The following is a 26,824-nucleotide window of genomic DNA, read 5'->3' on the forward strand; positions in this document are numbered from 1 at the left end:
TATTCTTTTGGATGCGTTCCTGGATCGTGGCTTGTTTGATTTCAAACTTTCTTTCCTTATTGTTTTCTTCTAAAATGATAAATTTCACAAAAACCTTCAATCAACTGATTTGAAGGTTTTTATTTTTCAGATATTTATAAATTTGAAAAATACTTTACTGACAAATTAAAAAAAGTAAAATCAAAAAAAGATTGTGAATTTCTAGTTTAAATCGTTAAATTTATTGCGTTATTGTCGATTCCTAAGTGTGTAATTAGTTCTATCTTAGCAGAAACAAAACAGTAAAATATCATCTAACCTAATCAGGATGAGATCCTTTAATAAAAAATATTTTAACCCAGATTATATCCTACAATACAATGAATAAACAGCATTACAATCTTTTACTAGCGGACGATGATGAAGACGATTGCGCTTTTTTTAAAGAAGCACTTGATGAACTGTCGCTTCCGATATCTCTTGCTGTTGTTAATGATGGCGTTCAGCTTATGGATTATTTAGCTGCCAATTCTTCTGATAATTTACCCGATATGTTATTTCTTGATCTTAATATGCCTCGTAAAAATGGGCATGAATGCTTAAAGGAAATAAAAGAAATTGCCGAACTCAATTCGCTGCCGGTAATTATTTTCTCAACATCCCTGGATACAGAAATTGTTGATTTGATGTATCAGAAAGGCGCGACTTACTATATTCGGAAACCCGGCGAATTTTCTAAATTAAAAAAAGTCATTGGCAACGCCCTGAATATCGTTTCCGAGAATAAATTAAAACAACCTGTACGAGAGCATTTTGTTCTTCAACCTTAAATAGTTTTAGAATGAGCCGTACAAACAAGGAACATTATTTTCTAGCCGGTGGTGGTGAAATGGGCGAATTAATTCGTGCCAAAGACTGGGGCAAAACATCTTTGGGTGATCCTTCAACCTGGCCCCAAAGTCTTTGTACTATGGTGGCCGTTATGCTGGAAAACCCTTTTGGAATGTATATTGCCTGGGGTGACGATTATACACAATTGTATAACGATGGATATCGTCCTATTTTAGGTTCAACCAAACATCCCGATGCTCTCGGCATTAGTACAAGAAAAACCTTCTCCGAAATCTGGGAAATTATAGGTCCTATGTTTGATGGCGTTATGGAAGGCAAACCTATTGGTTTTCCAGACTTTATGTTGCCTTTAAACAGAAATGGATTTATAGAAGAATGCTACTTCGATTTTTCATACAGTCCCATTAGAAAAGAAGATGGTACCGTTGGAGGTGTCCTTGTTACTGTTATTGAGACGACAGAAAAGAAACGTGCCACTGATGCCCTAAAGGAAAGCAATTCCCGTTTTTTAAATAATATTATGCAGGCTCCCGTTGCAATGTGTGTTTTTAGAGGAAAAGAACACATTGTAGAAATTGCAAATGAAAAAATGATTCAATTGTGGGGAACAACAGCAGAAAAAGTATTAAATAAACCTATTTTTGAAGGTTTGCCTGAAGCAAAAGATCAGGGTTTAGAAAATTTAATCAATACGGTCTATAGCACGGGTGAAAAATTTATTGCAAATGAGCGTCCGGTTCAATTGCCACGTAACGGAAAAATTGAAACTTTTTATCTGAATTTTGTTTATGATTCCCTTAAAGAAAGCGACGGAAGTATCTCTGGAGTTGTAGCTATTGCTATCGATGTAACAACACAGGTTCTAGCCAGAGAAAGAATTCACGAAGGTGAACAAAAAGTAAGACAGCTTGTAGAAAATGCCCCTTTCCCTATTGGTGTTTATGTGGGTAAAGAAAAACGAATTGAACTTGCTAACCAATCGATTATGGACGTTTGGGGGAAAGGAAATGATGTCGTTGGAAAATTATACACAGAAATTTTACCGGAACTTGATAATCAATTGGTTTTTGATCAAATTACTCAGGTTTTTGAAACGGGTCAATCTTTCCACTCCAAAAATACCCGTATTGATCTGACTATAAATGGTGTATTAGAAACTTTTTATTTTGATTATAGTTTCACGCCATTATACGATATAAATGGGAACATTTATGGGGTAATGAATACTGCAGCCGAAACAACTGACCTTAATCTCGCCAAAAAAAGAATAGAAGAAAACGAGAATAATTTGCGAAGCATGGTTTTGGAAGCTCCAATTGGTATCTGTGTTTTAGATGCTAAGACTTTGATAAGCGAAATCGTAAATGAAAGTTTTATTGAAGTCGCAGGAAAATCATACGATCAAATTGCAGGAAAACACTATTGGGATTCTTTTGCAGAAGTTAAACCTTACTACGAAGAAGCATTACAAAAAGTTATAAATGAAGGTCTGCCCTTTCATGCAAATGAAGTAGAAATGATGCTTGTGCGACATGGCAAGGAAGAAATTGTATATGTGACTTTTGTCTATGCGCCTCTTAAAAATATAGAAGGAAAAGTAACAAAAGTCGCTATCTGGGTTCTGGACAATACACCTCAGGTAAAAGCAAGACAAGAAATTGAAAAAGCAGACAAACGTTTCCGTAATACTGTAAAACAAGCACCAATTGGAATCACTATTTTACGTGGTTCTGACTATATGGTTGAAATGGCAAATGAAGCTTATTTAAAACTAGTTGACAGAGATGAAAATACTTTTGTTGGAAAGCCATTATTTGAATCTTTACCAGAAGTTGAAGAAAGCGTAAGTTCTCTTTTAAAAGATGTTTTAACAACAGGAATTCCGTTTCATGGATATGAAGTACCAATTCCTTTAAATCGCTATGGAAAACTGGAAATTTCGTATTTCGATTTCTTATATTCTCCTTTAAAAGAAGAAGACGGAACGATCTCCGGAATTATTGTAACTGTCACAGAAGTCAGCGAAAAAGTTGAAACACGAAAAGAAATAGAGCAAAATGAAGAAAGGCTGAAAATTATTGTAGAAGCAAGTGAACTGGGAACATGGGAATTAAATGTAAAAACCAGAGAACCTATTTATTCTCATAGATATCTTGAAATTGTTGGTGGATACAAGGAAAATCTAAAATTAACCCATGACCAATTGCTGAAACATCTTCATCCTGATGATATGCACATTCGAAATAAAGCTTTTAAAGAATCTCTTATCTCAGGATATCTTAATTATGAAGCAAGAACAATATGGATCGATGGTTCAATTCACTGGATAGAAGGAAAAGGAAAACTTTTCTATGATGAAGAAAATAAACCAGAGAAATTAATTGGAACTATCAGAGATATTACGGATGAAAAAAATCATCAGCATGAACTGGAAGAAAGCGAGAAAAGATTTCGCTCTTTAACAGAAAGTATTCCGCAGCTTATTTGGGAAACCGATGAAAAAGGGAATGCCTTGTTCGCATCAGGAAAATGGTTTGAATACACCGGAATTCATCCCGACGGTGAACCCGAATGGAGAGCGATGATTCATCCCGATGATTTTGATGACAATGCCAGAATATGGGCGCATAGCATAGCAACGGGAGAAGTTTACCGCTGTGATGTTCGGGTTAGAAGGAAAGATGGTAATTACAGATGGCACGCCGTAATTGGTGAACCGGTTTTAGATATTGATGGTAAAATTCTAAAATGGGTGGGTGCCTTCACCGATATTCATACTGAAAAAGCTTTTACGCATGAGCTCGAACAGCAAGTAGCCGCCAGAACCAGAGAATTGAATTTAATGAACGAATCACTTCAAAAAAGTGAAGAACGTTATCATTTAATGGTGGAAGAAGTGCAGGATTATGCCATTTTATACCTTGATCATCAAGGAACTGTAGAAAATTGGAATTTAGGTGCTCAAAAGATCAAAGGATATAAAGCTGATGAAATTATTGGGCACAATTTCTCTAAATTTTATACCGAAGAAGATATAAAGAAAAATCTTCCTCAAAAACTGCTAAACGTAGCCATAGAAAAAGGGAAATCAAGCCATGAAGGATGGCGCGTTCGCAAAGACGGAACCTATTTCTGGGCTAGTTCTGTTATTACTGCGGTTCACAACAAAAAAGGCCATGTAATTGGTTTTTCAAAAGTGACACATGATCTATCAGAAAAAAAGAAAGCAGATGATAAATTAAAATTAAATGCCTTAGAGCTTAAAGAAAAAAATGAAGAGCTGGAGAAAATGAATCAGGAACTTCAATCATTTGCTTATATCTCAAGTCATGATTTACAGGAACCGTTAAGAAAAATTCAAACTTTTGCTACGCTCATCTTGGAAAAAGAGTTTGAAAATTTATCTGATAGCGGAAAAGATAAGTTTCAGCGAATGCAAAATGCGGCTCAACGTATGCAAACGCTAATTAATGATTTACTCTCATATTCCAGAACAAATATTCAGGAACGTGTTTTTGAGAAAACAGATCTTTCTAAAATTATTGATGAAGTTAAAGACGATTTAAAAGAAGAAATTGAGCAAAAAAATGCCACAATTGATAACTGTGAGAATTGCGAAGCTAATATTATTCCATTTCAATTTAGACAACTCTTGTATAATTTAGTGAGCAATTCGCTTAAATTCTCCAATCCTGAAACACCAATTGTCATAAAGATTGAAAGTGAAATTAAAAAAGGAGCACTTTTAAATAATGAAAAATTGGAAAATGACACCGACTATTGTCATATTAAAATTTCGGATAATGGAATTGGTTTTGAGCAGCAATACAGCTCTAAGATTTTTGAAGTTTTCCAGCGTTTGCATGGGAAACTAGAATATACCGGAACTGGAATTGGACTTGCCATTGTGAAAAAAATTGTAGACAACCATAGTGGTATTATTACGGCCACCGGCGAAAAGAACAAAGGAGCTACTTTTGACATTTATCTTCCGGTTCAATAAATGAATTAAATTCCAAATTCCAAAACGTAAACTTCAAAACTTAAATTCAATATAAAAGCGGGAGTCTATTTTAGAGCTCCCGCTTTTTTTTACTTTAATTCGATTATGATTTTACAAACTGCCTTCAAAAGGAGAAGCCGGTAAGTTTTCTTTATTGTATAAATTTGCCTGATCCGGATTATCTGCCCAGGCATAGCGCACTCTTGTTGGATTTAAAATGGTTTCATTTGATATGATAATTTTATCTCCTTGAATAACCGCATTAGCCCAAACAAATTTCCCATCTTTTCCAGCAATTTCAAAGGCTTTAAGAGGTTGATTTTCTTTGGATGTTAAACCTGTCCCAATATCGGTAAAACTTAAAAGAAGTTGATTCCCTTTTTGTTCCATTGATTTAAAAAGAGGTCCGGAAGCAACAAGATTTTTTTCTCCATAAACCATTTTTCTGGCCAATAAAGAAAGTCGTTTTCCAACATCGTATTTGTTTAAAGGATGAATGTCATTCCACTCTCCAAGATCAATAGTAACAGCCATTCCTGTATTCGGAACTGATAAAGTGTTTTTTTGCTGTTGTCTTAATGCGGCCCAGTTACTTTCTCCCGGCTCTGTTTTTGGCGTCATGAAATTAGTCAGCTGCACATATAAAAACGGAAAAGTACCCTGCTTCCACTCTGTTCTCCAGTTTGTAATTAAGGTTTCCATCAAAGCTGAATATTCTTCCGGTTTTTTAGTACTCGATTCACCCTGATACCAAAGCACACCTTTTATTCCATAATTTTTCAATGGTGCAATCATCGCATTATACAACCCGACTGGTTTCCATCTAATAAAAGTAGGCGAAGGCAAAGGCAACATCTTTACACCTAACTTATACTTCCAGGAACCTTTCAAATCAATAACTTCATTACCAAGTAGCAATTCGTATGGTTTGTCTTCAACAAAACCACCTCTTCCTGAATTATTAATGACACGAATGGCAATTTCATTTTTTCCTTCTTTTAAAAACTTCGCATCAAAAGGATAAATTCTTGGCGGGTACATATAAGAGGTTGTACCCACAAAATGACCGTTTACATACACCGAATCAGCATCGACAATTCTCCCTAAAATAAGTTTTGCATTAGTTTCTTTAAGATTTGAAATTGTAAATTCTTTTCTTAACCAAACCACACCGTTTACATTTCCCAATTCAGTATCAGCCCAATATCCCGGAATATTCATGCTTTTCCAATCCGTATCTTCCAATTCAGGATTTGACCATTTCTTCTTTAAACCTTCATCCTGACTGTTTATAGTTGAATACCAGTTTGAACTAATTTGTTTATCATTTGCTTCAATTTGACCCCCTAAAGTTCCGTCTTTGAATTTCTGATATTCAGTATCATATTCCGGAAACTTTTTTACCGCATCGGCACTGATCCAGCATTCGGCCGGAGAACCTCCCAAGGCACTATTAACTAAACCAATGGGAATGTTATACTTTTGATAGATTTCATCGGCAAAAAAATAGGCGACAGCCGAGAATTTTAAGATGTTTTCAGGAATTGCCGAAAGCCATTCTCCTGATGAGAGATCTGTATTTTCGTTTGCAAATTCGTATTGATCAGGCACCAAAAATTGTCTGATATTGTTATTATCAATCTTTGCGATTATGTCCTTATATTTTCCCTTAACACGTTCCAGTGGAAGTTCCATATTAGATTGTCCGGAACAAAGCCAGACATCACCAATTAGGATATTTTTCAAAACAATAGTATTACTGGCCGATAAAGTCATTTCATACGGTCCACCTGCTTTTTGAGATGGTAGTGTAACAGTCCAGTTTCCATCTTTTGCAGCTGTTGTTTTGAATTTCTTTTGATTGAAATTAATTTCGATCTTTTCATCCGGCGACGCCCAACCCCAAATTTCCAAGGGAATATCGCGCTGCAAAACCATTCCATCGCTAATTAAACGTGGCAGTTTTATCTGAGGATACATACCACTGCAAATAAACAATGTTAGAAAGAGGAGTATTTTTTTCATTTTATTTTTTCTTTTAATATCCGAATGATCATTGTTTTGATGCTGAATTTACAATGAAATATTTAGAATATGACATTTCATTACTTCAACAACAAAAAGCCGAAAGAAATAAACTTCCGGCTTTTTTGGAAACAAACTTACATTATGTTATAAATTAATTCTGTAAAAAAAATGTATAACGACTAACTAACTACTTTTAGATCTAACCAAATTTGTTTCAATATTTTAATTCTACTTAGTAACCCGGATTCTGATAAGCCGCTTTATCTGCAGCCGACATCACCATTGCATCAAGCTGTCCCTGAGGAATTGGACGCAGATAATGATGTTTATCGATAGTTCGTGTTATCGTTACAGGTGTGTGATCTCCATAAGCAGTACCACAAATTTGATAAGAACCGGCAAGTTCTTCCCATTTTTGAGTACGAATTAAATCATACCAACGATATCCTTCAGCATAATATTCACGTGAACGTTCTGCCAAAATATAATTAATATCAATAACTGCTGGTGTAGCAGCTGTCAGAACAGCGCTATTGTCTTCAATCTTAGCTGTATTGCCAGCATTGTTCCATCTCCACTTTCCTGCACGTGCACGAATCACATTTATTAACTCTCTGGCGCTTTTTCCACCTTTTACAGCTGCCCCTTTTACAGCTGCCTCAGCCGCGATAAAATAAAACTCTGAGAATTTAGCAATGCTAAAAGGTCGTGTACTTGCCGCATTCGGCTGTCCTAATGTTCCATCGTTATCCGTACGGTAAACACCTAGCTTCCAAAGTCCCGGATATACAACTCTGCTGATTCCGCTTGGATTAATTACATAATCTGCTCTTCCCGGAAGCACTCCAGCCCCAATATTACCAGTTGTATTTGAATATACTACTGCTGGATTGTCTTCATTAAGAAAAGTAAGAATGGCATCACCCGGATTAACTGTCATTTCATTTGCATTAGTCAAGGTTCCAGGAAGTGGCGGCACCACTTTAACTTTGTTCCAATTACCACGATAAACAGTTGTAAAAGTTCCATCGTAACGAGAATCATTTGTTTTATCAGCAAAAGTATTTTTAATTACATTTATTGTTGGGCACATACGAGTCCACGGACGTCCTAATGACTGCACTGCTTCACGCTGAACAGAGCTTATACCACCGCTTCTGATATTGGTATAATTCCATGTCATCATCCATCCTGCAAAGTTTTCCGGAGCTGCACCATTTGAATACGTTAAACTGCTCGCGTTATAAAATTCGCTTGTTTCTGTATGATCTGCATATAATAGAATTTCACTATTGCGATCGTTTGGCCCTAAATTCACATCGTAATAGGTATTTTGTAAGCTGAAAGTCCCCGGATTTTCAATACCCTCCGTTGCAATATTATATGCTTGTTGAAAATACCATGCGGCGTCATGTCCATCAGGATCGGTTCTGTTGGCTTCAGGATATGTTGGAATATTATTTGGATTTTGCAGCCACCATGCATAAGTTAAATAGGCTTTTGACAAATATAATCTTGCGACAGTTTTAGTTACCCCTCCTTTTACTCTTCCTACCTCAGGCAAATCATTTACTGCTGTCAATAAATCAGGAAAGATAGCTTTGGTATACACTTCAGGAACCGTATTACGAACTGAAGTTCTAACGGGATTGACATTAAATTTTAATTCACCGGAACCTAAATCTAACGGCACTCCTCCAAAAGTCTGTGTCAGCACAAAATAATCAAACGCTCTGAAGAATCTTGCCTCTGCTATTAAGGCAGGAGCAATTCCTACTTCGGCTGCATTTTCAATGATACCGCTCGCCGTATTGATATTTAGGAATGCCGCTCCCCATAATGCATCTGTACGGCTGCTTGTCGAAGTTATAGACCCTACACCTGAAAGATCCATATCTTTAAAGTTATTATCAGCACTTTGACCGTAAGTAGCTTCATCTGTACCTGTTACTGTAGTATTATAATAGTAAGCCTGTCCATAGATGTAACGCAAATGAGCATACATAGAAGTCAATCCGCCATAAACACCCTTTTCTGTTTTAAAAAAACTTGGTTCATAAATACTGCGAGGCTGTTCATCTAATATTTCTGTACATGACCCTAAGAACAACAGCATCAGAGCTGTTGCTATAAAAGTTCTTATTTGTATACGTTTCATTATTTTTTTATTTAAAATGTTAAGTTAAAACCAATTAAGAAATTACGCGTTGCCGGAGTATTAGTTCCCAGAGTCAATAAACGTCTTTGGTATGCCGTTGTTACTGCAGCATTTTGGTCCCCATATGAATTGGTTTCAGGATCCATTCCTGATTCTTTGTGATAAGGCGAAAACATTACAAATGGATTTTGAACCGTACAATAAATACGGAATCTTTCTAAACCTGATTGATCCAAAAATTTATTTTTAAAATTATATCCAAGTGAAATAGTACGGATTTTTAAATAAGAAGCATCAAAATAACCAAGAGTTGAGCCATATTTTGGATTATCTCCACTTGCAATTCCGCCTGGTTTTGGATATTTGGCATCAGTATTTTCCGGCGACCAGTAATCGACATCAACATTACCTCTACGACCACTCATCATGTTCAGATAACCAGAAGCAGAATAAAGGGTACTAATTAAAATACCTCCGCTCTGAAAAGCACCAACTGCACTTAAGTCAAAATTCTTATAGGCTACACGTGTATTAAAACCACCCTGAAAATCAGGATCGATTTTCATAACTTGTCTGTCTTCCGGACCAATTGCTCTTGTTGGCGAACCATCAGCGTTAAATCCTCCTGTATATTTTACCTTGATCATACCCGGGTTTCCTCCCGGCTCAAACTTGGTCAAATTAGCATCACCTTCCTGCCAAAGTCCTACTTTTTCATAATCATAAATTACATTTATTGGCTGACCAACAAACCACCAGTTTCCTTCATCTCTTGTTTGTCCTGAATCCAGTGCAACCAATTTATTTTTATTAGAATAGAAATTCACTCCTGCTTCCCACGTCCATCCGGCAGCATCATCTATTATCACTCCATTTAAAGAGAATTCAATACCTTTATTTTGAGACTGCCCAATATTTGCCGTATAACTATTTACACCAGATGTAGCAGGAAGACCCACTCCTAATAAAATATCTCTTGTGTCTGTAACATAATATTCAACTGTACCTGACAAGCGATTTTTTAAAATTGCAAAATCGATTCCATAGTTCCATGTTTGTGAATATTCCCAACCAAGCTTAGGGTTAGTCAATTGCGAAACATAATATCCAACGGAGTACTCATCTCCAAAATTATATGGTCTTGTACCTAAAAGTCCAAGCGTTGCATAAGGGTTTACAGATTGATTTGAAGTTTCTCCATAACCAACACGTAATTTCAAAGCATCTAAGAAGTTTACATTTTTCATGAAGGATTCACCTTTCACATTCCATCCAGCTGAAACTGCAGGATAAGTATGCCATTTATATCCCGGTGCTAATCTTGAAGAAGCGTCCGAACGAACAGTAGCTGTCAGCATATAGCGGTTATCATACGAATACATCGCACGTGCCATATAAGACATTAAACCACTTTTGTTATAATGTTGGTTATCCGGATTAATTGTAATTTCTCCTGTTGCGTTTCCTAAGTTGTAAAATTGAAAAGCATCAGAAGGAATTCCTTTTGCTGATACAGAAGAATCGTTAAAAGAAGTCTGTTCAGAAGAATACAGTCCAACTAAATTAATTTTGTGTTTATCAGCAAAAGTGCGATCGTAGCTTACTAAATTTTCAATAACCCAGTTTGTGGTTAAAGAATGACCAATAGTTGCTGTCGAAGGAGTTGTTTCCTGCGCGCTAAAAACACCTTCACCAGTATAACTTCCAACATCTGTCATGCGGAAATTAAGTCCAACATTTAGGCGGTATTTCAATCCCTCAACACCTGGAATCTTAACTTCACCAAAAAAGTTATTATAAGATCCAAAGGCTCTGGTTTGATCAATCCATTTATCACCTAAATTTTCTATACTCTCTCGTGTATAAACCCATTGCTGATCCAATGGCATTTGTATAATTCTTTTTAATGAACCATCAACATTATAAGGATCAGCAATAGGAGAGCTATTTAAGACCCCATACATAGACAGATTATTTCCTTTTGTAATTGAATAGTTATTGTTAGTAGTGATTCCAAAACGAAAATACTTTCCAATTTCCTGATCTACAGCAGCGCGCAAAGAAATACGTTCATAATCCTGACCCGGAATAACTGCTTCATCTTTATAATGACCAAGTCCAAAATTATACGAACCGCCTTCTGTTCCGCCTGAAACTCCAAAATCATTACTGGACACCATACCTGTTCCATAAAATAAATCCTGCCAGTCTGTATTTACATTATCAGCTTCATCAATACCATTTGTGTAGATACCGGCTGCTTTACGCAATTTTACAAATTCTGGTCCGTCCATCATAGGATATCTGGCGAAAACACTTTTTAAACCATAATAATTGTCAAAAGTAAATCGTGCCTTTTGCCCTTTCTTCCCTTTATTAGTTGATACTAAAATTACACCATTTGCTCCGCGAGAACCATAAATTGCAGTTGCAGATGCATCTTTTAAAATATCAACACTTTTGATATCAGTTGGATTAATATCGCCAAGCGAACCAGCGAATGGTATACCATCCAAAACTACCAAAGGATCATTACTTGCGTTTAAGGAGCGGGTTCCACGAATTCTAATTTGCATAGTTGCCCCAGGTTTAGAGGATGTCTGAGTCATTTCCACCCCGGCGAGCCTTCCTTGTAAAGCCTGTGTAATATTACCAGCGGGTACTTCTCGTAAATTATCTCCTGTTATAGAAGCAACAGAACCGGTAACGGCTTCTTTACGTTGAGCGCCATAACCAATAACGACAACTTCCTGCAAAGCATTAGAACTTTCCTGTAGCACGGCATCAACCTTAGTTTTACCTGCAACAGGGATTTCTTTTGTAGTTAAACCTAAAAAACTAAATACTAGCACTCCATTAGAAGGAACATTTGTAATAGTATAATTTCCATCAAAACCTGTCACAACACCCGTTTTGGTGCCTTTAATATTCACATTTGCTCCCGGAATCGGACCCTGAGCATCAGAAACAACTCCGGTAACTGTTGCCTGAGCGTTGGCACTCAAAGAAAACAGAAACATCAGAGCAAGAAACCCTAAACATCTTAGGAGCTTTGATTTGCTTTTAACTGTAAAAAAGTTAGTCATAAAAAATTGATTTAGATAATTAATAGTAATGGTTGAGTTAGTTTTTTTTTTATTGCATAAATATTGAAGTTTTGAAACTCCATTATAAGTCAGTTTGAATCTCTTTTTTAATATTCATTTAACAAATATAAATAAAAATCTAAAACACACAATCGGTTGCGTAATATTTTTTTATTTATATCTAAAAAAATACAGAATTAAAATAGAGTTAGTGTAATTTTATAATTAAAATTTTGCTTTAAACTCAATAAACACTTGAGTGATCGGGAAAATCTGATCCTTAATTAATTTATTATGAATAATATCTATGGAAGTAGTAAAAGATAAAAAACTGCTATTTTTAAAGGCATTACAGCTAAAAACAAGAAAACGAATTCCCTAAAACGAAGGCTTATGACAAATTAACAAGTACTAACACGCTAATATTCTTCGAGTTAAAGCTAAAGAAATAAAGTAATGTCAATTTTTTTTTCCTGAGATACAGCTTTACACAATCGCTTGTTTTAAAAACAAAAAAAACTCCTATCAATAACAATAGAAGCTCTTAAAAGAAAAAGTGGATTACTCAAAAATAATTGAGTCCCATTATTCGTATTTTGGATTAAAGCTGCATCTTTTTAGCATCTTCAATAAATTGATTCAAACCAATATCAGTCAAAGGATGTTTCAATAATCCTTTAATAGAAGATAATGGTCCGGTCATTACATCAGAACCCACTTTTGCGCAATTCACTACATGCATAGTATGTCTGATTGAAGCTGAAAGTATTTGTGTATTGAAAGCATAATTATCATAAATCTCTCTGATTTCTGAAATCAAATGCATTCCGTCAGTTGAGATATCGTCGAGTCTTCCTAAAAATGGAGACACATAAGTTGCTCCTGCCTTTGCAGCTAATAAAGCTTGTCCCGGTGAAAAAACTAAAGTAACATTTGTTCTGATTCCTTTATCCGAAAAATATTTACAAGCTTTGATTCCGTCAGCAATCATTGGCAATTTTACAACGATTTGCTCGTGCAATGCTGCAAGCTCCTCACCTTCTCTGATCATTCCGTCAAAATCTGTTGAAATAACTTCTGCGGAAACATCGCCATCTACAATATTACAGATTGCCAGATAATGCTTCAAAATATTGTCTTTTCCTGTAATTCCCTCTTTGGCCATTAAAGACGGATTCGTCGTAACACCATCTAAAACTCCAAGTGCCTGAGCTTCTTTAATATCTTCTAAATTTGCTGTGTCAATAAAAAATTTCATTGGTTTTTGGTTTAAGTTTATTTTTGATTAAATAATAGTTCTGTATTCCAATTCAATAAAAATGAATTAGAAACAAGTAATTTGATTTGAAAATATAATTTGAAATTTGAATAAAACAGTGAAAGAAATCACTGCGAAGACAATTTTAAAAATTATCTGTTTTGAATAAGAAATTAGTGAAATGGCCGTTGACCTCTTCAACATCAACGGCCACAATTACTAAATAATTCACTTAATTTTCCCTGGCAAATACACTAACCAAAATATTTTGCCAGAGACAAAAAAACTACAAAAAACAATCTTGATTTCGGTTTCACTTTAACCGAAAATTATTTTTCTGTCGTCAATCAATTAAATATATTGATTGATGATATTTTCGAACAATTCCTGTTTACCGCTTTGTAAATTTAATTCTCCATTTTCCTGGGCAATTTTATACAAATCAGTCAAACTTAATTTTCCTTCTTCAAAAGCTTTTCCGTTTCCAGAATCAAAAGAACTGTAACGTTCTGTTCTTAATTTATCATAAGGAGAAGATGTGATAATTTTGTCAGCCGTCAATAATGCTCTGGCAAAAGTATCAGCTCCACCAATGTGAGCTAAGAATACATCTTCCATATCAGTAGAGTTTCTTCTAATTTTGGCATCAAAATTAACTCCTCCACCTTGTAGTCCGCCTGCTTTTAAGAAAACCAACATTGCTTCTGTAACTTCCTGGATGTTATTTGGAAATTGATCTGTATCCCATCCGTTTTGGTAGTCACCTCTGTTAGCATCTAAACTTCCTAACATTCCAGCTTTAGCAGCTACTTCCATTTCGTGTTGAAAAGTGTGTTGCGCTAATGTCGCGTGATTCACCTCAATGTTCATCTTGAAGTCTTTCTCTAAGCCGTATTTATGCAAAAATCCAATAGCTGTAGCCGAGTCAAAATCATATTGGTGTTTCATTGGCTCCATAGGTTTTGGCTCAATGAAGAAATTTCCTTTAAATCCTTGTGCTCTTGCATAGTCTCTTGCCTGAGCAAGGAATTGCCCCATGTGATCCAATTCTCTTCCCATATCTGTGTTCAGCAAAGTCATATAACCTTCACGACCTCCCCAGAATACATAGTTTTCTCCTCCTAAAGCAATGGTAGCATCCAACGCCAATTTTATTTGACCACCGGCTCTCGCCAATACATTAAAATCTGGATTCGTAGCCGCACCGTTCATGTATCTTGGATTAGAAAAACAGTTTGCAGTTCCCCAAAGTAATTTCACTCCGGAAGCAGCTTGTTTTTCTTTCAAATACTCTGTAATCGTAGCCAATCTGCTTTCTGATTCTGCGAAAGTAGCTCCTTCATTAACCAGGTCATAATCGTGAAAACAGTAATAGTCAAATCCCATTTTGGTAATGAATTCGAATGCTGCATCTGCTTTTTCTTTTGCCGCAGCGATAGCATCTGTAGGCTGATCCCAAGGAAAATGTTGCGTTCCTGGTCCGAATGGATCTGAACCCTGACCACAGAAAGTATGCCAGTAAGCGATCGCAAATTTAAAGTGCTCACGCATTGTTTTTCCAGCCACAACCTGCTCTGGATTATAATACTTAAATGCCAGTGGATTATCAGACTCTTTGCCTTCAAATTTAATTTGGCCTATACCTTTGTAGTATTCTTTATTGCCTAAAACTATCATATCCTTTTATTTTTTGTATGTTAATATTAATTCTAATTCCTGTTTCCATTTTTGGTAAGCCTGAACGTATGGTTCTTTGTTTTGCAACGGTAAAAAAGTCATTACGTGGTCGTTTGTGGTAATACTTGAACCAAACTTTTCAAAATCGCCATCGATCAAACCGACTGCTCTTGCTGCACCTACTGCTCCTGTTGTATTATAAATTTCAATTTCATGCCCAATAAGCGTTGCCACCGTATTAGAAAAAATTTCTGAGCGGAATAAATTATCATTTCCTGCTCTGATTACACCAATTGTCGCATTGTCATCTTTTAAACATTCCATTCCGTACACAAATGAAAAAGCGATTCCTTCCAAAGAAGCCCTGAACAAATGCGAACTACTGTGGATGTTTAAATTAAGATTCAAAAAGTGTGTTCCGATGTTTTTATTGTTGAACATACGTTCAGCGCCATTCCCAAACGGAATAACCACAACTCCATCAGATCCGATATCAATTTTTGATGCCTTGCGGTTCATCGATTCATAGGTTTCATCACCCATATTATTTCGCAACCATCTGTACTGAATTCCGGCTCCGTTAATATTCAGTAATTTCCCGATTCTTGGCTTTTCTACTTCATAATTAACATGCACGAAGTTGTTTACTCTCGTACTTTTATTTCCGGCTGACATTTCGCTAACGGCATAAAAAACACCTGAAGTTCCACCAGTTGCCGCAACTTCACCCGGATTTAATACATTTAAAGCCAATGCATTATTAGGCTGATCACCGGCTCTATAAACAACTGGAATACCAGTTGGAAGCCCAGATTCTTTTGCCCCTTTCTCATTCAACACACCCTGATTCGTGAAATTCTCCACAATTGTTGGCGTTAATGATTGGTCGATTCCGTAATAATCCAACAACCAATCAGCTACTTTGTTCTCTTTATAATCCCAAAGCATTCCTTCAGAAAGTCCGTTTTTTGTCGTGGTAACATCGCCTGTTAATTTGTAAGCGATATAATCACCCGGTAACATGTATTTGTAGACTTTACTGTATATTTCTGGTTCGTTTTCTTTAACCCATTTTAATTTTGAAGCCGTGAAATTCCCAGGAGAATTTAATAAATGACTGAAACATTTTTCTGCTCCAATTTCTTCAAAAGCTTTGTCGCCAATAGCTACAGCTCTACTATCACACCAGATTATAGCGTTGCGCAATGGGTTGCATGCGTCATCCACAATAACCAATCCGTGCATTTGATACGATATACCCACACCCTGAATTTTAGAAGCTTCGATATTTGCTTCACGAATCGCTCTTTTTGTCGCTGTGCAAATGTGTTGCCACCAAATTTCCGGATCCTGTTCTGCCCAATCAGCATGCAATGAAACGATCTCCATTTCGTTTTGCGGTTCGTGCAAAACGACTATTTTTTTGCCTGTTGCTGCTTCTACCAAGGCAACCTTGACCGAAGAACTTCCAATATCATATCCTATATAATACATACTTTATAATGATTCTCTTATTGTTAAACTTGTTGCTATATATTGCTGTACCGTTTCATCTGTTGTGATAAATGCTGCGGCTTTTGTTCCCATTTCTTTAAAATCTGTTGACACCACCGAGATTCCTTTATAAATAAATTTCTTCATTGGTGTTTCATTGTAAGATAAAAACCCAACATCCGTTCCCGGCTCTAAATCTTTCTCTTTACACTGCTCTAAAAAGTCTCCTAAAATCCTGTCACTAACACTGATATAAGCGATTCCTTTTTCGATATTAAACTTTTTTGAATCTGTGACAATGTCATATTTAAAATGAAAATCAGCACAAAACTTCTTAAAGGACTCCAATGTCTCTTTTGGGTGATTCGTATAATCCGGATAAATAAATTGTATGTTTTTATACTTTTTAAACAAATCAGCTGCTTCTTTAAGCGAATTGTAAAATGCTTTTCCGAAATCCTGAAAAACATAATTATTATCTTTCTTAGAATGAATATTCCAGTCAATCAAAAGCAATTTATCATTCGAAATAGCCGATAATGTTGGCGATACCTCTTTGTGATCAAAATTCATCACCACATATTTGTAATACTTCCCAACGCTGTTATTAATGATTGTTTTAAAAACATCAATATTATAATGATGAAATTGCACATCAGTAATAACATTATCCGGTAAATTATTCACAAACGAGTGATACAAAACTTCTTTATAGGCCTTGAAAGTATCCAATACCAAGAGCACTTTCCTCGTTTCACCCGATACATAATATCCTTTATTCGGAACAGAATCAATTACATTCTGATCTTTCAAAATAGTATACGCTTTAAAAACAGTGTCTCTCGACAACTGATTTTCTTTACAAATCGCATTTACAGAGGGAAGTAAATCTCCTTTTTGTAAAATATTCTCCGCAATAGCATTATTTATCCCGTTTACCAATTGCTGGTATTTCGGGATATCACTGTCGTGATTAATTACAAATACAAATTTTTCCTGTTCTTCGTTTAGCATGCTGTTCCGTTCTGTTCTGGTATGCTAAAGTAACTAATCGGATTTTATAAAAAAAACATTTTAACACTGAAATTGTTATTTTTTTATAAATCCGATTCTTTATTTTAAAAATACTTTCTTAAAAAATACATGGACAACCGGTTGTTGTTTTCTTGAAATTTTTTTAGTGCTTATTTCTATTTTTTATAAGGATCAATCGTCACAATCGAACCGTCAGCATTGTATTCAATTTTGGTCACTTTGATCGATCTCAAATGCGTTACTCCTTTTGACAAGCTTGAATCGTGATAAAACAAATACCATTCGTTTTCAATCTCACAAATAGAGTGATGAGAAGTCCATCCAATTACAGGATTCAGAATTCTTCCTTTATAGGTAAAAGGTCCGTAAGGGCTATCTCCTATTGCATAACAAATGAAATGGGTATCTCCGGTTGAATACGAGAAATAATATTTGCCATTGTATTTGTGCAACCATGAAGCTTCAAAAAAACGGCGATCGTTATCACCTGCCTTTAAAACTTCTCCATTCTCATCCAGAATTTTGATTTCTTTTGGTTCTTCGGCAAATTCTTTCATGTCTTCAGAAAGTAAAGCCACAATTGGTCCTAATGCAGGTTCATTTGCTAACGGTTCCTCGTTATTTTCATCGTATTTGTTGCCTCGGTACTTTTGAAGCTGACCACCCCAAATACCACCAAAATAGATATAATACTTCCCATCATTGTCTTCAAAAACGGCAGGATCAATGGTATAACTCCCTTTGATTGCTTCCGGTTCAGATACAAAAGGACCCGTTGGCGAATCACTAATGGCTACTCCAATCTGGAAAATTCCGTTGGCACGTTTGGCTGGGAAATACAAATAATATTTTCCGTTTTTACACGCGGCATCCGGTGCCCACATTTGTCTTTCAGCCCACGGCACATCATTTACATGCAAAGCCAAGCCATTATCTACAGCCTCAGCATTTACGTTTTCCATCGAAATGACGTGATAATCTTCCATTCCGAAATGATCTCCATTGTCATTAAAAGGAATTCCGGCATCAATATCGTGAGACGGGTAAATATATATTTTTCCATTAAAAACATGCGCCGATGGATCAGCGGTATACATATGATTTATTAATGGATTCGAGATCGCTCGTTTTTCTAACTCTAAAAAGTCAATATTTTCAATACTATCTTCAGGCATTTTTTTTCAGGTTTTTTTTAATTTTTAAAATAAGCTAGGCTCTTCTTTCTTTTAAATCCGATTCAATCTGAATCTCCATTTTTTTGTCGATTTTGTAGAAAAATAACAATGCAACTCCAATCAGAAAAGGAATTGCAGGAAAGACACTAACCAAAAGTTTAATTCCGTTTATTGCTACTGCACTTTGTACCGCCGCATTAGGAACATAATCAAAGTGTCCTAATAATGAAGTTGTCAAAGCTCCCCCAATACTCAATCCTGCTTTTAAGCCCACCATCATGGCAGAGAATATAATCGCAGTTGCACGACGGTTATTTAACCATTCTGAGTAATCAGCCACATCGGCAATCATCGCCCACAGAATCGGAATTGTAATTCCGTAGAAAAAGCCGTGCAGAATTTGGGAAACAAAAATCAGACTCACTGATTTGGAAGAAAAGAAGTAAAAAGCCAATATAAATAAGGTGGAGACAAATAGAAAGGAACCAAAGATGTTTCGCTTACCGAATTTATCTGCTAATCTTTTTGATAAAGTGATTCCGACAATCATGAAAATAATTCCGCCAGCATTAAACAAACCAAATCCGGCCGCAATAGGATCATCACCAAATTGATTCAATCCGATACTTGCTAAACCATCCAGAATTGGCTGAATAAGGATTGCCAGTTGTTGCTTGTCTACATAATTTTCAAAATAATACACATAAGCACTGCCTTTGATTGCCAAAGTAATAAATACCAAAGTCGTCAACGCCAGCATGATTAACCATGGTTTATTTTTTACTAAATCGCTTAAATCTTCTTTAATACTTGATTTTTGCTCTGGTTTTGGAACGATACGTTCTTTTGTTGTAAAAAATGTAATTAATAGCATTATGGTGCCAAATATTGCCAACGCTGTCATTACTTTTTCAATACCAATTGCTTTATCGCCATTTCCTGCACTTTTGATAATCCCAAGCATAAAAACCTGAACAAAAAACTGTGCAAACATTACCGCCACAAAACGATAAGACGATAAACTATTGCGTTCGCCCATATCACCAGTAATTACGCCGCTTAAAGCAGAATACGGTAAATTGTTACTGGCATAAAACAATAACAAAAAAGTATAGGTCACAACCGCATAAATTATTTTACCATGATATGCAAAATTAGGTGTTGTGAAAGCTAACAAAGCAATAACTCCCAAGGGTACTGCGGTCCATAAAATCCATGGTCTGAATTTTCCCCATTTGGTACTGGTCCTGTCTGCCAAAACTCCAATAATTGGATTAAATACAAAAGCTGCTATTAAACCCACAACCAACATAATTATAGAAGAATCCTGAGGCGATAATCCGTAAATATCTGTATAAAAATAAGCGAGGTAAGTAATCAGTGTCTGAAAGACTAAATTTGCCGCCAGGTCGCCTAAGCTGTATCCAATTTTTTCTTTTATGGATAGTTTTTGAGAATTAAAATTCATTATTTGTTTGTGGTTATTTTGGTTAATTTTATAATCAAAGTTGATTTAAATTTGACTATTTACTTAGCTCGTATACTGCTTTCAAAAGGCTTTTACTTAAGCAATCGGTTGTGTAAAATTAGCAAAAAAAACAAACCATCCAAATTTACTTTGTGTTATTACATTTTTTTTTAGGAACCGTCTGATGTATTAATTCTTTAAGCCCTTGTCAATACTGCTATTTTTCTAATTCTTTAATTGCATTACAGTATCATACGCTTTTTTTGGCTGAAGCTGAGTATCAAATAGCAAAGGATAATTCGTACGACCCCTTATAGGCCAGTCATTTAACCACGATTGCCCGTCATAAACACCCCAAAAAGTAACACGGCTAATTTTGTTTTTGTGTTTTAAAAATAACTTGAAAATATCTGCATAACGCTGCGCAAGCTTTTCCTGGATCGAATCTGGAAGTTTCTCCGGATACGGATTCATTTTAGCACTTCCTTCAAAATTCTGATTTACATCTGCCCCTTGTAAATCCCATGGATTTGGCAAAACAGTGATGTCTAATTCTGTAAAAGCAACTTTTAAACCTAATGCAGAATAAGCCAAAATACTTTCTTCAATTTCTTGTAAAGAAGGACTTTCCAATCGCCAATGCGCCTGAATTCCAACACCGTCAACCTTACCTCCTCCTGCTCTCACTTTTTTAATTAAATCAATTGTACCCTGTCTTTTCGCCGGCGCTTCGTTATTATAATCGTTGTAATACAAATCTACTTTTGAATCTGCTGCTGCAGCTAATTTGAATGCATCAGTAAGATATTGCTCGCCAAGGGTACTCAAAAAAACAGAAGTTCTTAACGTTCCGTCTTCGTTTAAAGCTTCATTTACAACATCCCACGAATCGATTCTTCCTTTATATTTTGAAACAATCGTCGTAATGTGATCTTTCATGAAAGCCCTCATTTCTGTACTGTCTTTGATTTTCTCCATCCAGGGCGCTAACTGACTGTGCCAGATCAGGGTATGACCGTGAATAAACATTTTATTCTTCTTGCCATAAGTCACAAATTTATCAGACAATACAAAATCATATTTATCTTTTTCAGGATGTACAAACATCGATTTCATGATATTTTCTGCTGTAATCGCATTAAATTCTTTACGAATCAAGGCGTCTTGTTTGGCATCTTTCACTTCAATTTGATCAGCGCTTAAAGCTGTTCCGATATAAAAATCTTTCTTATACGCTTCTTTCAGCGAGGTGGCTTTTTTTTGCGCCGTACAGTTTACAAACAGCAAGGTGGTTATTGCCAGTAAACAGGGTTTAATTAATTTCATTTTTTTTATTTTTTTGGTTGATAGTTAATTTTTTTTTCAAACACATAGAGACATAGATTTACTTTGTCTGTAGAGGCGTTTCACTACTTTTAAAAAACATAGCTTTGCGTATTGAGACCTAACAGGTTTTTAAAACCTTTTAGGTCTGGTCTTTTATTTCTTTTGAAAACTTTCTGGTGGTCCTAAATAAGACTCCAGAATTTTTCCCGACTCGGTTTCAATTACAATTTTCTGAAGCACTAAAGCAGGATCAATTCCGTAAAACTTTAAGGTATGATTTCCGGCTTTTTCAATCGCATGCGAAGAGGTTATTATTTTAATATTATCGGCCACAGCCTTATTCCATGTTTTATCCGAGTCTTTTTCATTAAAATTGATGATTTGTGGTTTTTCATCATCAATAGCAATTCCATATTTCAAACCTTCACGAGTAGAAAAATTAATGGTTGGCGAAAAATAAGCGTGTACTTTTATAGTTCCTTTTTGCAACAAATGAATATCATATTCTAATCTTGGTGATTTTTCAGAAATTGCAATTGGCTGAACGTTGGAAGGTTTTAATGTAATTCCCGATTCTGTTTTTCCGATGTTGGGAATTACAGTCCATTTCAAATCTGAATTAGTGGCTCTTGAGTAATGCTGCGCCTCAATTGACACAAAACCATTATTCTCAACAAAACCTTTTATTCCGGTTAAATCAATGTTTTTAGTATTTACACTTACAATGAAATTCTGATTATTGGCCGAAATTGTAAATTGACTTTTAGCATCGCCTTTCGGAGCTTTTTTCCAGTCAATACTCATCAATATCCTTTCTTCGGAATTGATTTTTCCTTTTGATGTTGAAAATTTAATCCAATTCTCTTTAGAGGTTATTTTAAAGTCAAAAGGAATAGTTCCTCTGTTGAAAATGTCTACAAAATAAGATTGGTTTTCAGCTGAAATAAAAGTCGGCAAAACGATTTCCGAAGTAGTATTTGGCCACCAATTTTCAGAACCTTCAATGGCAATTCCGGCTTCTGATTTATTTGATATTTCAATATTTTTTGTTTCCGGAATTACATTGTTTTTCGGCTCTTGCCAGGACGTGTAACCAATGTGTGTTTGCGCCATCATATGATTCCACTTGCCATTTGCTAGCTTGGTATGGTAATAATTTGTCAACAAACTATCTTTTTGGAATAATTCTTTTACTTGTTTTGCATACACATTTGCAGAAGCTCTTCCCTGACTTGCGTACAAGCGATTTTTAGCCGTCGCCACATACAATTCATTTAGATTTGCACTTGCCAAAACTGGAAACAAAACCAATTGATAAAAAGCGTCCTTGTATTCCGGTTTAATTTTTTCATTGATTGCATTGGCTTTATCAACCAATTTTTTATAATCGGCTAAAACGGTTTCTGCTTCGTTGTAATTGGTAATGCTATACGTTTTCTCGTTTAGTAGTTCCGGTTTTCTTCTGGAATTGTATTTGGTGTACAATTTTATAATTTGAGCAATTTCATTCTTATTTTGATCACCAAAATTTTCCTTCGCCCATTGCACATAATATTGATCTAAATTCTCTGCATTCCATTTCTCCGGATTCCATGCCAAATCAAGAAAAAACTCCGTTGGAAATTCCATTGGTTTGATATCGCCCACATTGACAATCCAAATTTTATCAACGCCATATTGGTACGCCAAATCCATTTGTTCCCAGGTTCTTTCAATTTGGTTGGTATTAATCCATTTGTAATTTCGCGGTCCTCCCACATAATCAAAATGATAATAAATGCCATAGCCGCCTTTTCTTGGTTTTGCGTTTAGTTCTGGCAACTTCCTGATATTCCCCCAATTGTCATCGCACAATAAAAGCGTAATATCATCCGGAACGCGCATGCCTTTGTCATAATAATCCTGAACTTCTTTGTAAAGTGCCCACATTTGAGGCGTTTCTTCAATTGGCTTTTTAGTGGTTTCTTTTATAATTTCTCTCTGCGTTTTTACGATATTTTCTAGTAAATCAATTGCCGTTCCCTGTGTCATTGGTTCGTCGCCGTCGCCACGCATTCCAACTGTTACAATAGTTTCCGTGTTTGCCATTCTTTTCATTCCTTCTTTCCAAAACGAAATCAGGTTTTCAGAATTGGTACTAAAATCCCATTTTCCTTTGCCTAATTTTGCCCATTCTGCATGTGCTCTTGTCAGCGGTTCGTGATGCGAAGTTCCCATTACGATTCCGTATTCATCTGCTAAAACAGCGTTTTGAGGATCATCTACATAAAACATTCTTCCCCACATCGAAGGCCACAAATAATTGCCCTTCATTCTCAAAATCAATTCAAAAACCTTATCATAGAATTTTGCATTAAATCCGCCATACGTATCAAATGCCCAGCCTGACAAGGCCGGAGCTTCATCATTTATAAAGATGCCACGGTATTTTACTTTCGGTTCTCCGTTGGAATGAATTCCACTTAAAACATGCAATTCCGATTGTTTTTTCACCGGAACATCAGCCCAGAAATACCACGGAGAAACTCCAATTTGATTCGACAAATCATACATTCCGTAAATCGTTCCCCTTTTATCTGAACCTGCAACGACCAACGCTTTTTTGATTCCTGTTGAAGGATTATCGACAATTTGAGTGATGAATTTTTCCCATTTTCCTTTCAATTGATCTGCATCAATTTTTCCTTCCTGAACTAATTTATCTATGATTTCACTTTTTCCGATTGTGCCAATAATAACAACATAATCGGTTGCTCCTGAAAGGGTTTTGATTTGTTTTGGATGAACATTTGTTACTCTAAAAAGGTCATTTTCCAAATGTCCGGCAACACGCAAAACACCTGGGAAATCATTTTCGCTTACTAAAATAGAAGCTGTTTTTCCTTTAGATGCTAATGGGAAATTTTCTACAGAAGCTTTGTTTACTACATATTTTTCTCCATTTATTGCGTAGGATTTTGTGCTGATTCCGAAGAGGAAAAGCATTAGAATTATTGGTAATAATGGAGATTTTAGTAAATGCATGATAATTTTATTAATATTAACGCTAAACAGTTTTGACCACAAAAATGCGTGTATAAACTTTGAATTATACCTAACAGGTTTTTAAAACCTGTTAGGATACTTATATTACAAATTCAATTTATAGGCAATTCCCATTTCCAAGCCTCTTAATTCAGCAAGACCTTTTAATCTTCCGACCAAAGAATATCCTGGATATGTTTCTGTTTTTTCATCTACATCATGTAAAAAACCGTGATCCGGACGCATTGGTAAACTCACTTTTCTTTTATTCATCAATAAAAGTAGTTTTTCAACTAGAATTTCCATTTTTGTATCTCCTTCTAAATGGGCAGATTCCCTAAAAATAGTTGCGCTTTCGCGGAAGGTATTTCGCATGTGTAAAAAATGAATTCTATCTCCACAATCATCAATAATTTTTTCCAGATTATTTTTTGGATCTGCTCCTAATGAACCCGTGCAATAACAAAGTCCGTTTGCGTTTAAAGGCACGGCTTCAAAAATGGCTTTGATATCTTTTTCTGTTGAAACAATTCGGGGTAAACCTAAAACCGAAAACGGCGGATCATCAGGATGAATAGCCAATTTCGAACCTAATTCTTCAGCAACCGGAGCCACTTCAGATAAAAAGTAAATTAGGTTTTCTCTAAGTTTATTATTATCAATTTGAGCGTAATTATCTAAAAGCGAAAGAATTTGTTCAGCCGTAAAATTGATTTTACTTCCCGGTAATCCTAATAAAACATTCTTAAAAAGTAAGGCTTTCTCATCTTCAGAAAGCTTATTTCCGTATACCAATGCATTTGCTTTTTCTTCCTCCGAATAATCATTTTCAGCATTAGGCCTTTTCAGCAAAAACACATCAAAATAAGTAAAAGCAACCTGATTGTATAACAACGCTTTACTTCCATCTTCATTGATAAAATTATGATTGGTGCGAACCCAGTCGAGAATCGGCATAAAATTATAGGTGATGATTTTAATGCCACAATCAGCCAAATTTTTTAAACTGATTTTATAATTTTTGATGTATTGCAAATAATCCCCAGTAGCACGTTTTATTTCTTCATGAACCGGCAAACTTTCAACAACAGACCACTCCAATCCGGCTTCTCTGATGATTTGCTGTCTTTCTTTAATGTCTTCAATTGACCAAATTTCCCCAACCGGAATTTGATGCAAAGCCGTAACAATTCCGGTTGCTCCGGCTTGCTTAATATCTCTTAAAGTAACGTTATCCTGAGGACCAAACCAACGCATGGTTTGTTGCATTTTTATCATAATACTAACTTGTTATAACACTTTATTTTTTTAAACACATAGAGACATAGCTTAACATGATGTTAAAAAAAGGCATTTCATTTGTTTAAAAACACATAGCAGGCTATTTGTGGGGTATTCTTTGAAACACATAGATTTAACCATAGCTAATGTGTTTTCAAAACGAGTGAAACGCCTTTAACGCCAAACTAAATCTATGTTCGTATGTGTTAAAATATTTTTCAATCTGTAAATTTTTAGAACCCAATACTATTTCCGCCATCAACAGGTAAAACAGTTCCGGTTGTATATTTTGATTCGCTTAAAGCAAAATAATAAACTGCATCTGCAATGTCCGATGGTTCTCCTAAGAATCCCATTGGCGTTCTACCCAGTACTTTATTTTTTCTTTCCGGATCATTATCAAGCGCAGTAGAAGACATTTTTGTTTTGATAAATCCCGGAGCAATACAGTTTACACGAACTCCAAACGGAGCCAACTCAACCGCCATAGCTCTTGTCATCGATTCAATTGCACCTTTACTTGCCGAGTATGCTATTACTTTCGGAATACCGTATTGCGATGCCATTGAACTTATATTGATAATGCTTCCTACCCCATTTTCTTTCATGTTTTTTACAACGGCTTTACTAACTGCAAAAACACTTAAAAGATTGGTGTGAATTATCGATAAAAAATCTTCATCCGTTACATCCAAAAATTCTTTTTTAAGATTGATTCCGGCATTGTTTACCAAAATATCAATCGGATTTTCTTTGCTTATATTTTCAATCATGGCCGGAATTCCTGCCAAATCATTTAGATCACAAATAACCGGAATCGCATTTGGACCGATCTCTTTACACGCATCTTCTGTCTTGTCTTTTGATCTTCCAATTATATAGGTTTTGATTCCGTTATCACATAATTTCTTTGCTGTTGCAAAACCCAAACCCGAATTCCCTCCGGTTACAATTGCTGTTTTTGTACTCATATTTTTTAA

Annotated in this window: 15 protein-coding genes; 2 read left to right on the forward strand and 13 right to left on the reverse strand. The window is 35.6% G+C overall.

Annotated features, from left to right (window positions below):
* Nucleotides 1-359: 359 nt before the first annotated feature.
* Both AC3ITQ_RS21380 and AC3ITQ_RS21385 read left to right on the forward strand, forming a co-directional pair.
* Complete coding sequence (locus AC3ITQ_RS21380; RefSeq protein WP_489236094.1) at nucleotides 360-809, forward strand: response regulator; 450 nt, start codon at nucleotides 360-362, stop codon at nucleotides 807-809.
* Nucleotides 810-820: 11 nt separating this feature from the next.
* Nucleotides 821-4,834 carry a PAS domain-containing sensor histidine kinase gene (locus tag AC3ITQ_RS21385; RefSeq protein WP_489236095.1) on the forward strand — a complete coding sequence of 1,338 codons (4,014 nt, stop codon included), beginning with the start codon at nucleotides 821-823 and terminating at the stop codon, nucleotides 4,832-4,834.
* Nucleotides 4,835-4,945: 111 nt separating this feature from the next.
* On the opposite strand, the gene AC3ITQ_RS21390 is transcribed toward AC3ITQ_RS21385, so the two are convergent.
* The 13 genes from AC3ITQ_RS21390 to AC3ITQ_RS21450 all read right to left on the reverse strand — a co-directional run bounded on the left by AC3ITQ_RS21390 (nucleotide 4,946) and on the right by AC3ITQ_RS21450 (nucleotide 26,815).
* Entirely contained in the window at nucleotides 4,946-6,859 is a 1,914-nt protein-coding gene (locus AC3ITQ_RS21390) for a sialate O-acetylesterase (protein ID WP_489236096.1), read from the reverse strand.
* A gap of 235 nt (nucleotides 6,860-7,094) precedes the next feature.
* A complete protein-coding gene (locus AC3ITQ_RS21395; RefSeq protein ID WP_489236097.1) occupies nucleotides 7,095-9,020 on the reverse strand; it encodes a RagB/SusD family nutrient uptake outer membrane protein in 1,926 nt (641 codons plus the stop codon).
* 11 nt (nucleotides 9,021-9,031) lie between these two features.
* Nucleotides 9,032-12,106: a SusC/RagA family TonB-linked outer membrane protein gene (locus AC3ITQ_RS21400; RefSeq protein WP_489236098.1), complete on the reverse strand. Its 3,075-nt coding sequence runs from the start codon at nucleotides 12,104-12,106 to the stop codon at nucleotides 9,032-9,034.
* Nucleotides 12,107-12,707: 601 nt separating this feature from the next.
* Nucleotides 12,708-13,364, reverse strand: coding sequence for a fructose-6-phosphate aldolase (gene fsa / locus AC3ITQ_RS21405; protein ID WP_194656965.1), 657 nt, complete (start codon nucleotides 13,362-13,364; stop codon nucleotides 12,708-12,710).
* 351 nt (nucleotides 13,365-13,715) lie between these two features.
* Nucleotides 13,716-15,041, reverse strand: a complete 1,326-nt coding sequence (gene xylA, locus AC3ITQ_RS21410) for a xylose isomerase (RefSeq protein ID WP_489236099.1) — start codon at nucleotides 15,039-15,041, stop codon at nucleotides 13,716-13,718.
* A gap of 6 nt (nucleotides 15,042-15,047) precedes the next feature.
* Nucleotides 15,048-16,535 (reverse strand): xylulokinase, encoded by a 1,488-nt coding sequence (locus AC3ITQ_RS21415; RefSeq protein WP_489236100.1) that lies wholly within the window; start codon nucleotides 16,533-16,535, stop codon nucleotides 15,048-15,050.
* Between the two features lie 3 nt (nucleotides 16,536-16,538).
* A complete protein-coding gene (locus tag AC3ITQ_RS21420) occupies nucleotides 16,539-17,549 on the reverse strand; it encodes a GntR family transcriptional regulator (protein ID WP_489236101.1) in 1,011 nt (336 codons plus the stop codon).
* A gap of 176 nt (nucleotides 17,550-17,725) precedes the next feature.
* Complete coding sequence (locus AC3ITQ_RS21425) at nucleotides 17,726-18,745, reverse strand: glycoside hydrolase family 43 protein (protein ID WP_489236102.1); 1,020 nt, start codon at nucleotides 18,743-18,745, stop codon at nucleotides 17,726-17,728.
* Between the two features lie 34 nt (nucleotides 18,746-18,779).
* Nucleotides 18,780-20,213, reverse strand: a complete 1,434-nt coding sequence (locus AC3ITQ_RS21430; protein WP_489236103.1) for an MFS transporter — start codon at nucleotides 20,211-20,213, stop codon at nucleotides 18,780-18,782.
* 225 nt (nucleotides 20,214-20,438) lie between these two features.
* Nucleotides 20,439-21,539 carry an endo-1,4-beta-xylanase gene (locus tag AC3ITQ_RS21435; RefSeq protein ID WP_489236105.1) on the reverse strand — a complete coding sequence of 367 codons (1,101 nt, stop codon included), beginning with the start codon at nucleotides 21,537-21,539 and terminating at the stop codon, nucleotides 20,439-20,441.
* 153 nt (nucleotides 21,540-21,692) lie between these two features.
* Nucleotides 21,693-24,563 carry a glycosyl hydrolase 115 family protein gene (locus AC3ITQ_RS21440; RefSeq protein WP_489236106.1) on the reverse strand — a complete coding sequence of 957 codons (2,871 nt, stop codon included), beginning with the start codon at nucleotides 24,561-24,563 and terminating at the stop codon, nucleotides 21,693-21,695.
* 105 nt (nucleotides 24,564-24,668) lie between these two features.
* Nucleotides 24,669-25,832 carry a mannonate dehydratase gene (uxuA, locus tag AC3ITQ_RS21445; RefSeq protein ID WP_489238960.1) on the reverse strand — a complete coding sequence of 388 codons (1,164 nt, stop codon included), beginning with the start codon at nucleotides 25,830-25,832 and terminating at the stop codon, nucleotides 24,669-24,671.
* 245 nt (nucleotides 25,833-26,077) lie between these two features.
* Nucleotides 26,078-26,815, reverse strand: a complete 738-nt coding sequence (locus tag AC3ITQ_RS21450; RefSeq protein ID WP_375032576.1) for an SDR family NAD(P)-dependent oxidoreductase — start codon at nucleotides 26,813-26,815, stop codon at nucleotides 26,078-26,080.
* Nucleotides 26,816-26,824: the final 9 nt, after the last annotated feature.

It is taken from the genome of Flavobacterium sp. KH_001, from assembly GCF_057840745.1.

Bases quoted from the DNA above. Each gene is read 5' to 3' on its own strand.
- AC3ITQ_RS21420 (WP_489236101.1), bottom strand. From the start codon at position 17,549: ATGCTAAACGAAGAACAGGAAAAATTTGTATTTGTAATTAATCACGAC.
- AC3ITQ_RS21395 (WP_489236097.1), bottom strand. From the start codon at position 9,020: ATGAAACGTATACAAATAAGAACTTTTATAGCAACAGCTCTGATGCTG.
- AC3ITQ_RS21430 (WP_489236103.1), bottom strand. From the start codon at position 20,213: ATGAATTTTAATTCTCAAAAACTATCCATAAAAGAAAAAATTGGATAC.
- AC3ITQ_RS21385 (WP_489236095.1), top strand. From the start codon at position 821: ATGAGCCGTACAAACAAGGAACATTATTTTCTAGCCGGTGGTGGTGAA.
- AC3ITQ_RS21440 (WP_489236106.1), bottom strand. From the start codon at position 24,563: ATGCATTTACTAAAATCTCCATTATTACCAATAATTCTAATGCTTTTC.
- xylA (WP_489236099.1), bottom strand. From the start codon at position 15,041: ATGATAGTTTTAGGCAATAAAGAATACTACAAAGGTATAGGCCAAATT.
- uxuA (WP_489238960.1), bottom strand. From the start codon at position 25,832: ATGCAACAAACCATGCGTTGGTTTGGTCCTCAGGATAACGTTACTTTA.
- AC3ITQ_RS21380 (WP_489236094.1), top strand. From the start codon at position 360: ATGAATAAACAGCATTACAATCTTTTACTAGCGGACGATGATGAAGAC.
- fsa (WP_194656965.1), bottom strand. From the start codon at position 13,364: ATGAAATTTTTTATTGACACAGCAAATTTAGAAGATATTAAAGAAGCT.
- AC3ITQ_RS21435 (WP_489236105.1), bottom strand. From the start codon at position 21,539: ATGAAATTAATTAAACCCTGTTTACTGGCAATAACCACCTTGCTGTTT.
- AC3ITQ_RS21450 (WP_375032576.1), bottom strand. From the start codon at position 26,815: ATGAGTACAAAAACAGCAATTGTAACCGGAGGGAATTCGGGTTTGGGT.
- AC3ITQ_RS21400 (WP_489236098.1), bottom strand. From the start codon at position 12,106: ATGACTAACTTTTTTACAGTTAAAAGCAAATCAAAGCTCCTAAGATGT.
- AC3ITQ_RS21415 (WP_489236100.1), bottom strand. From the start codon at position 16,535: ATGTATTATATAGGATATGATATTGGAAGTTCTTCGGTCAAGGTTGCC.
- AC3ITQ_RS21390 (WP_489236096.1), bottom strand. From the start codon at position 6,859: ATGAAAAAAATACTCCTCTTTCTAACATTGTTTATTTGCAGTGGTATG.
- AC3ITQ_RS21425 (WP_489236102.1), bottom strand. From the start codon at position 18,745: ATGCCTGAAGATAGTATTGAAAATATTGACTTTTTAGAGTTAGAAAAA.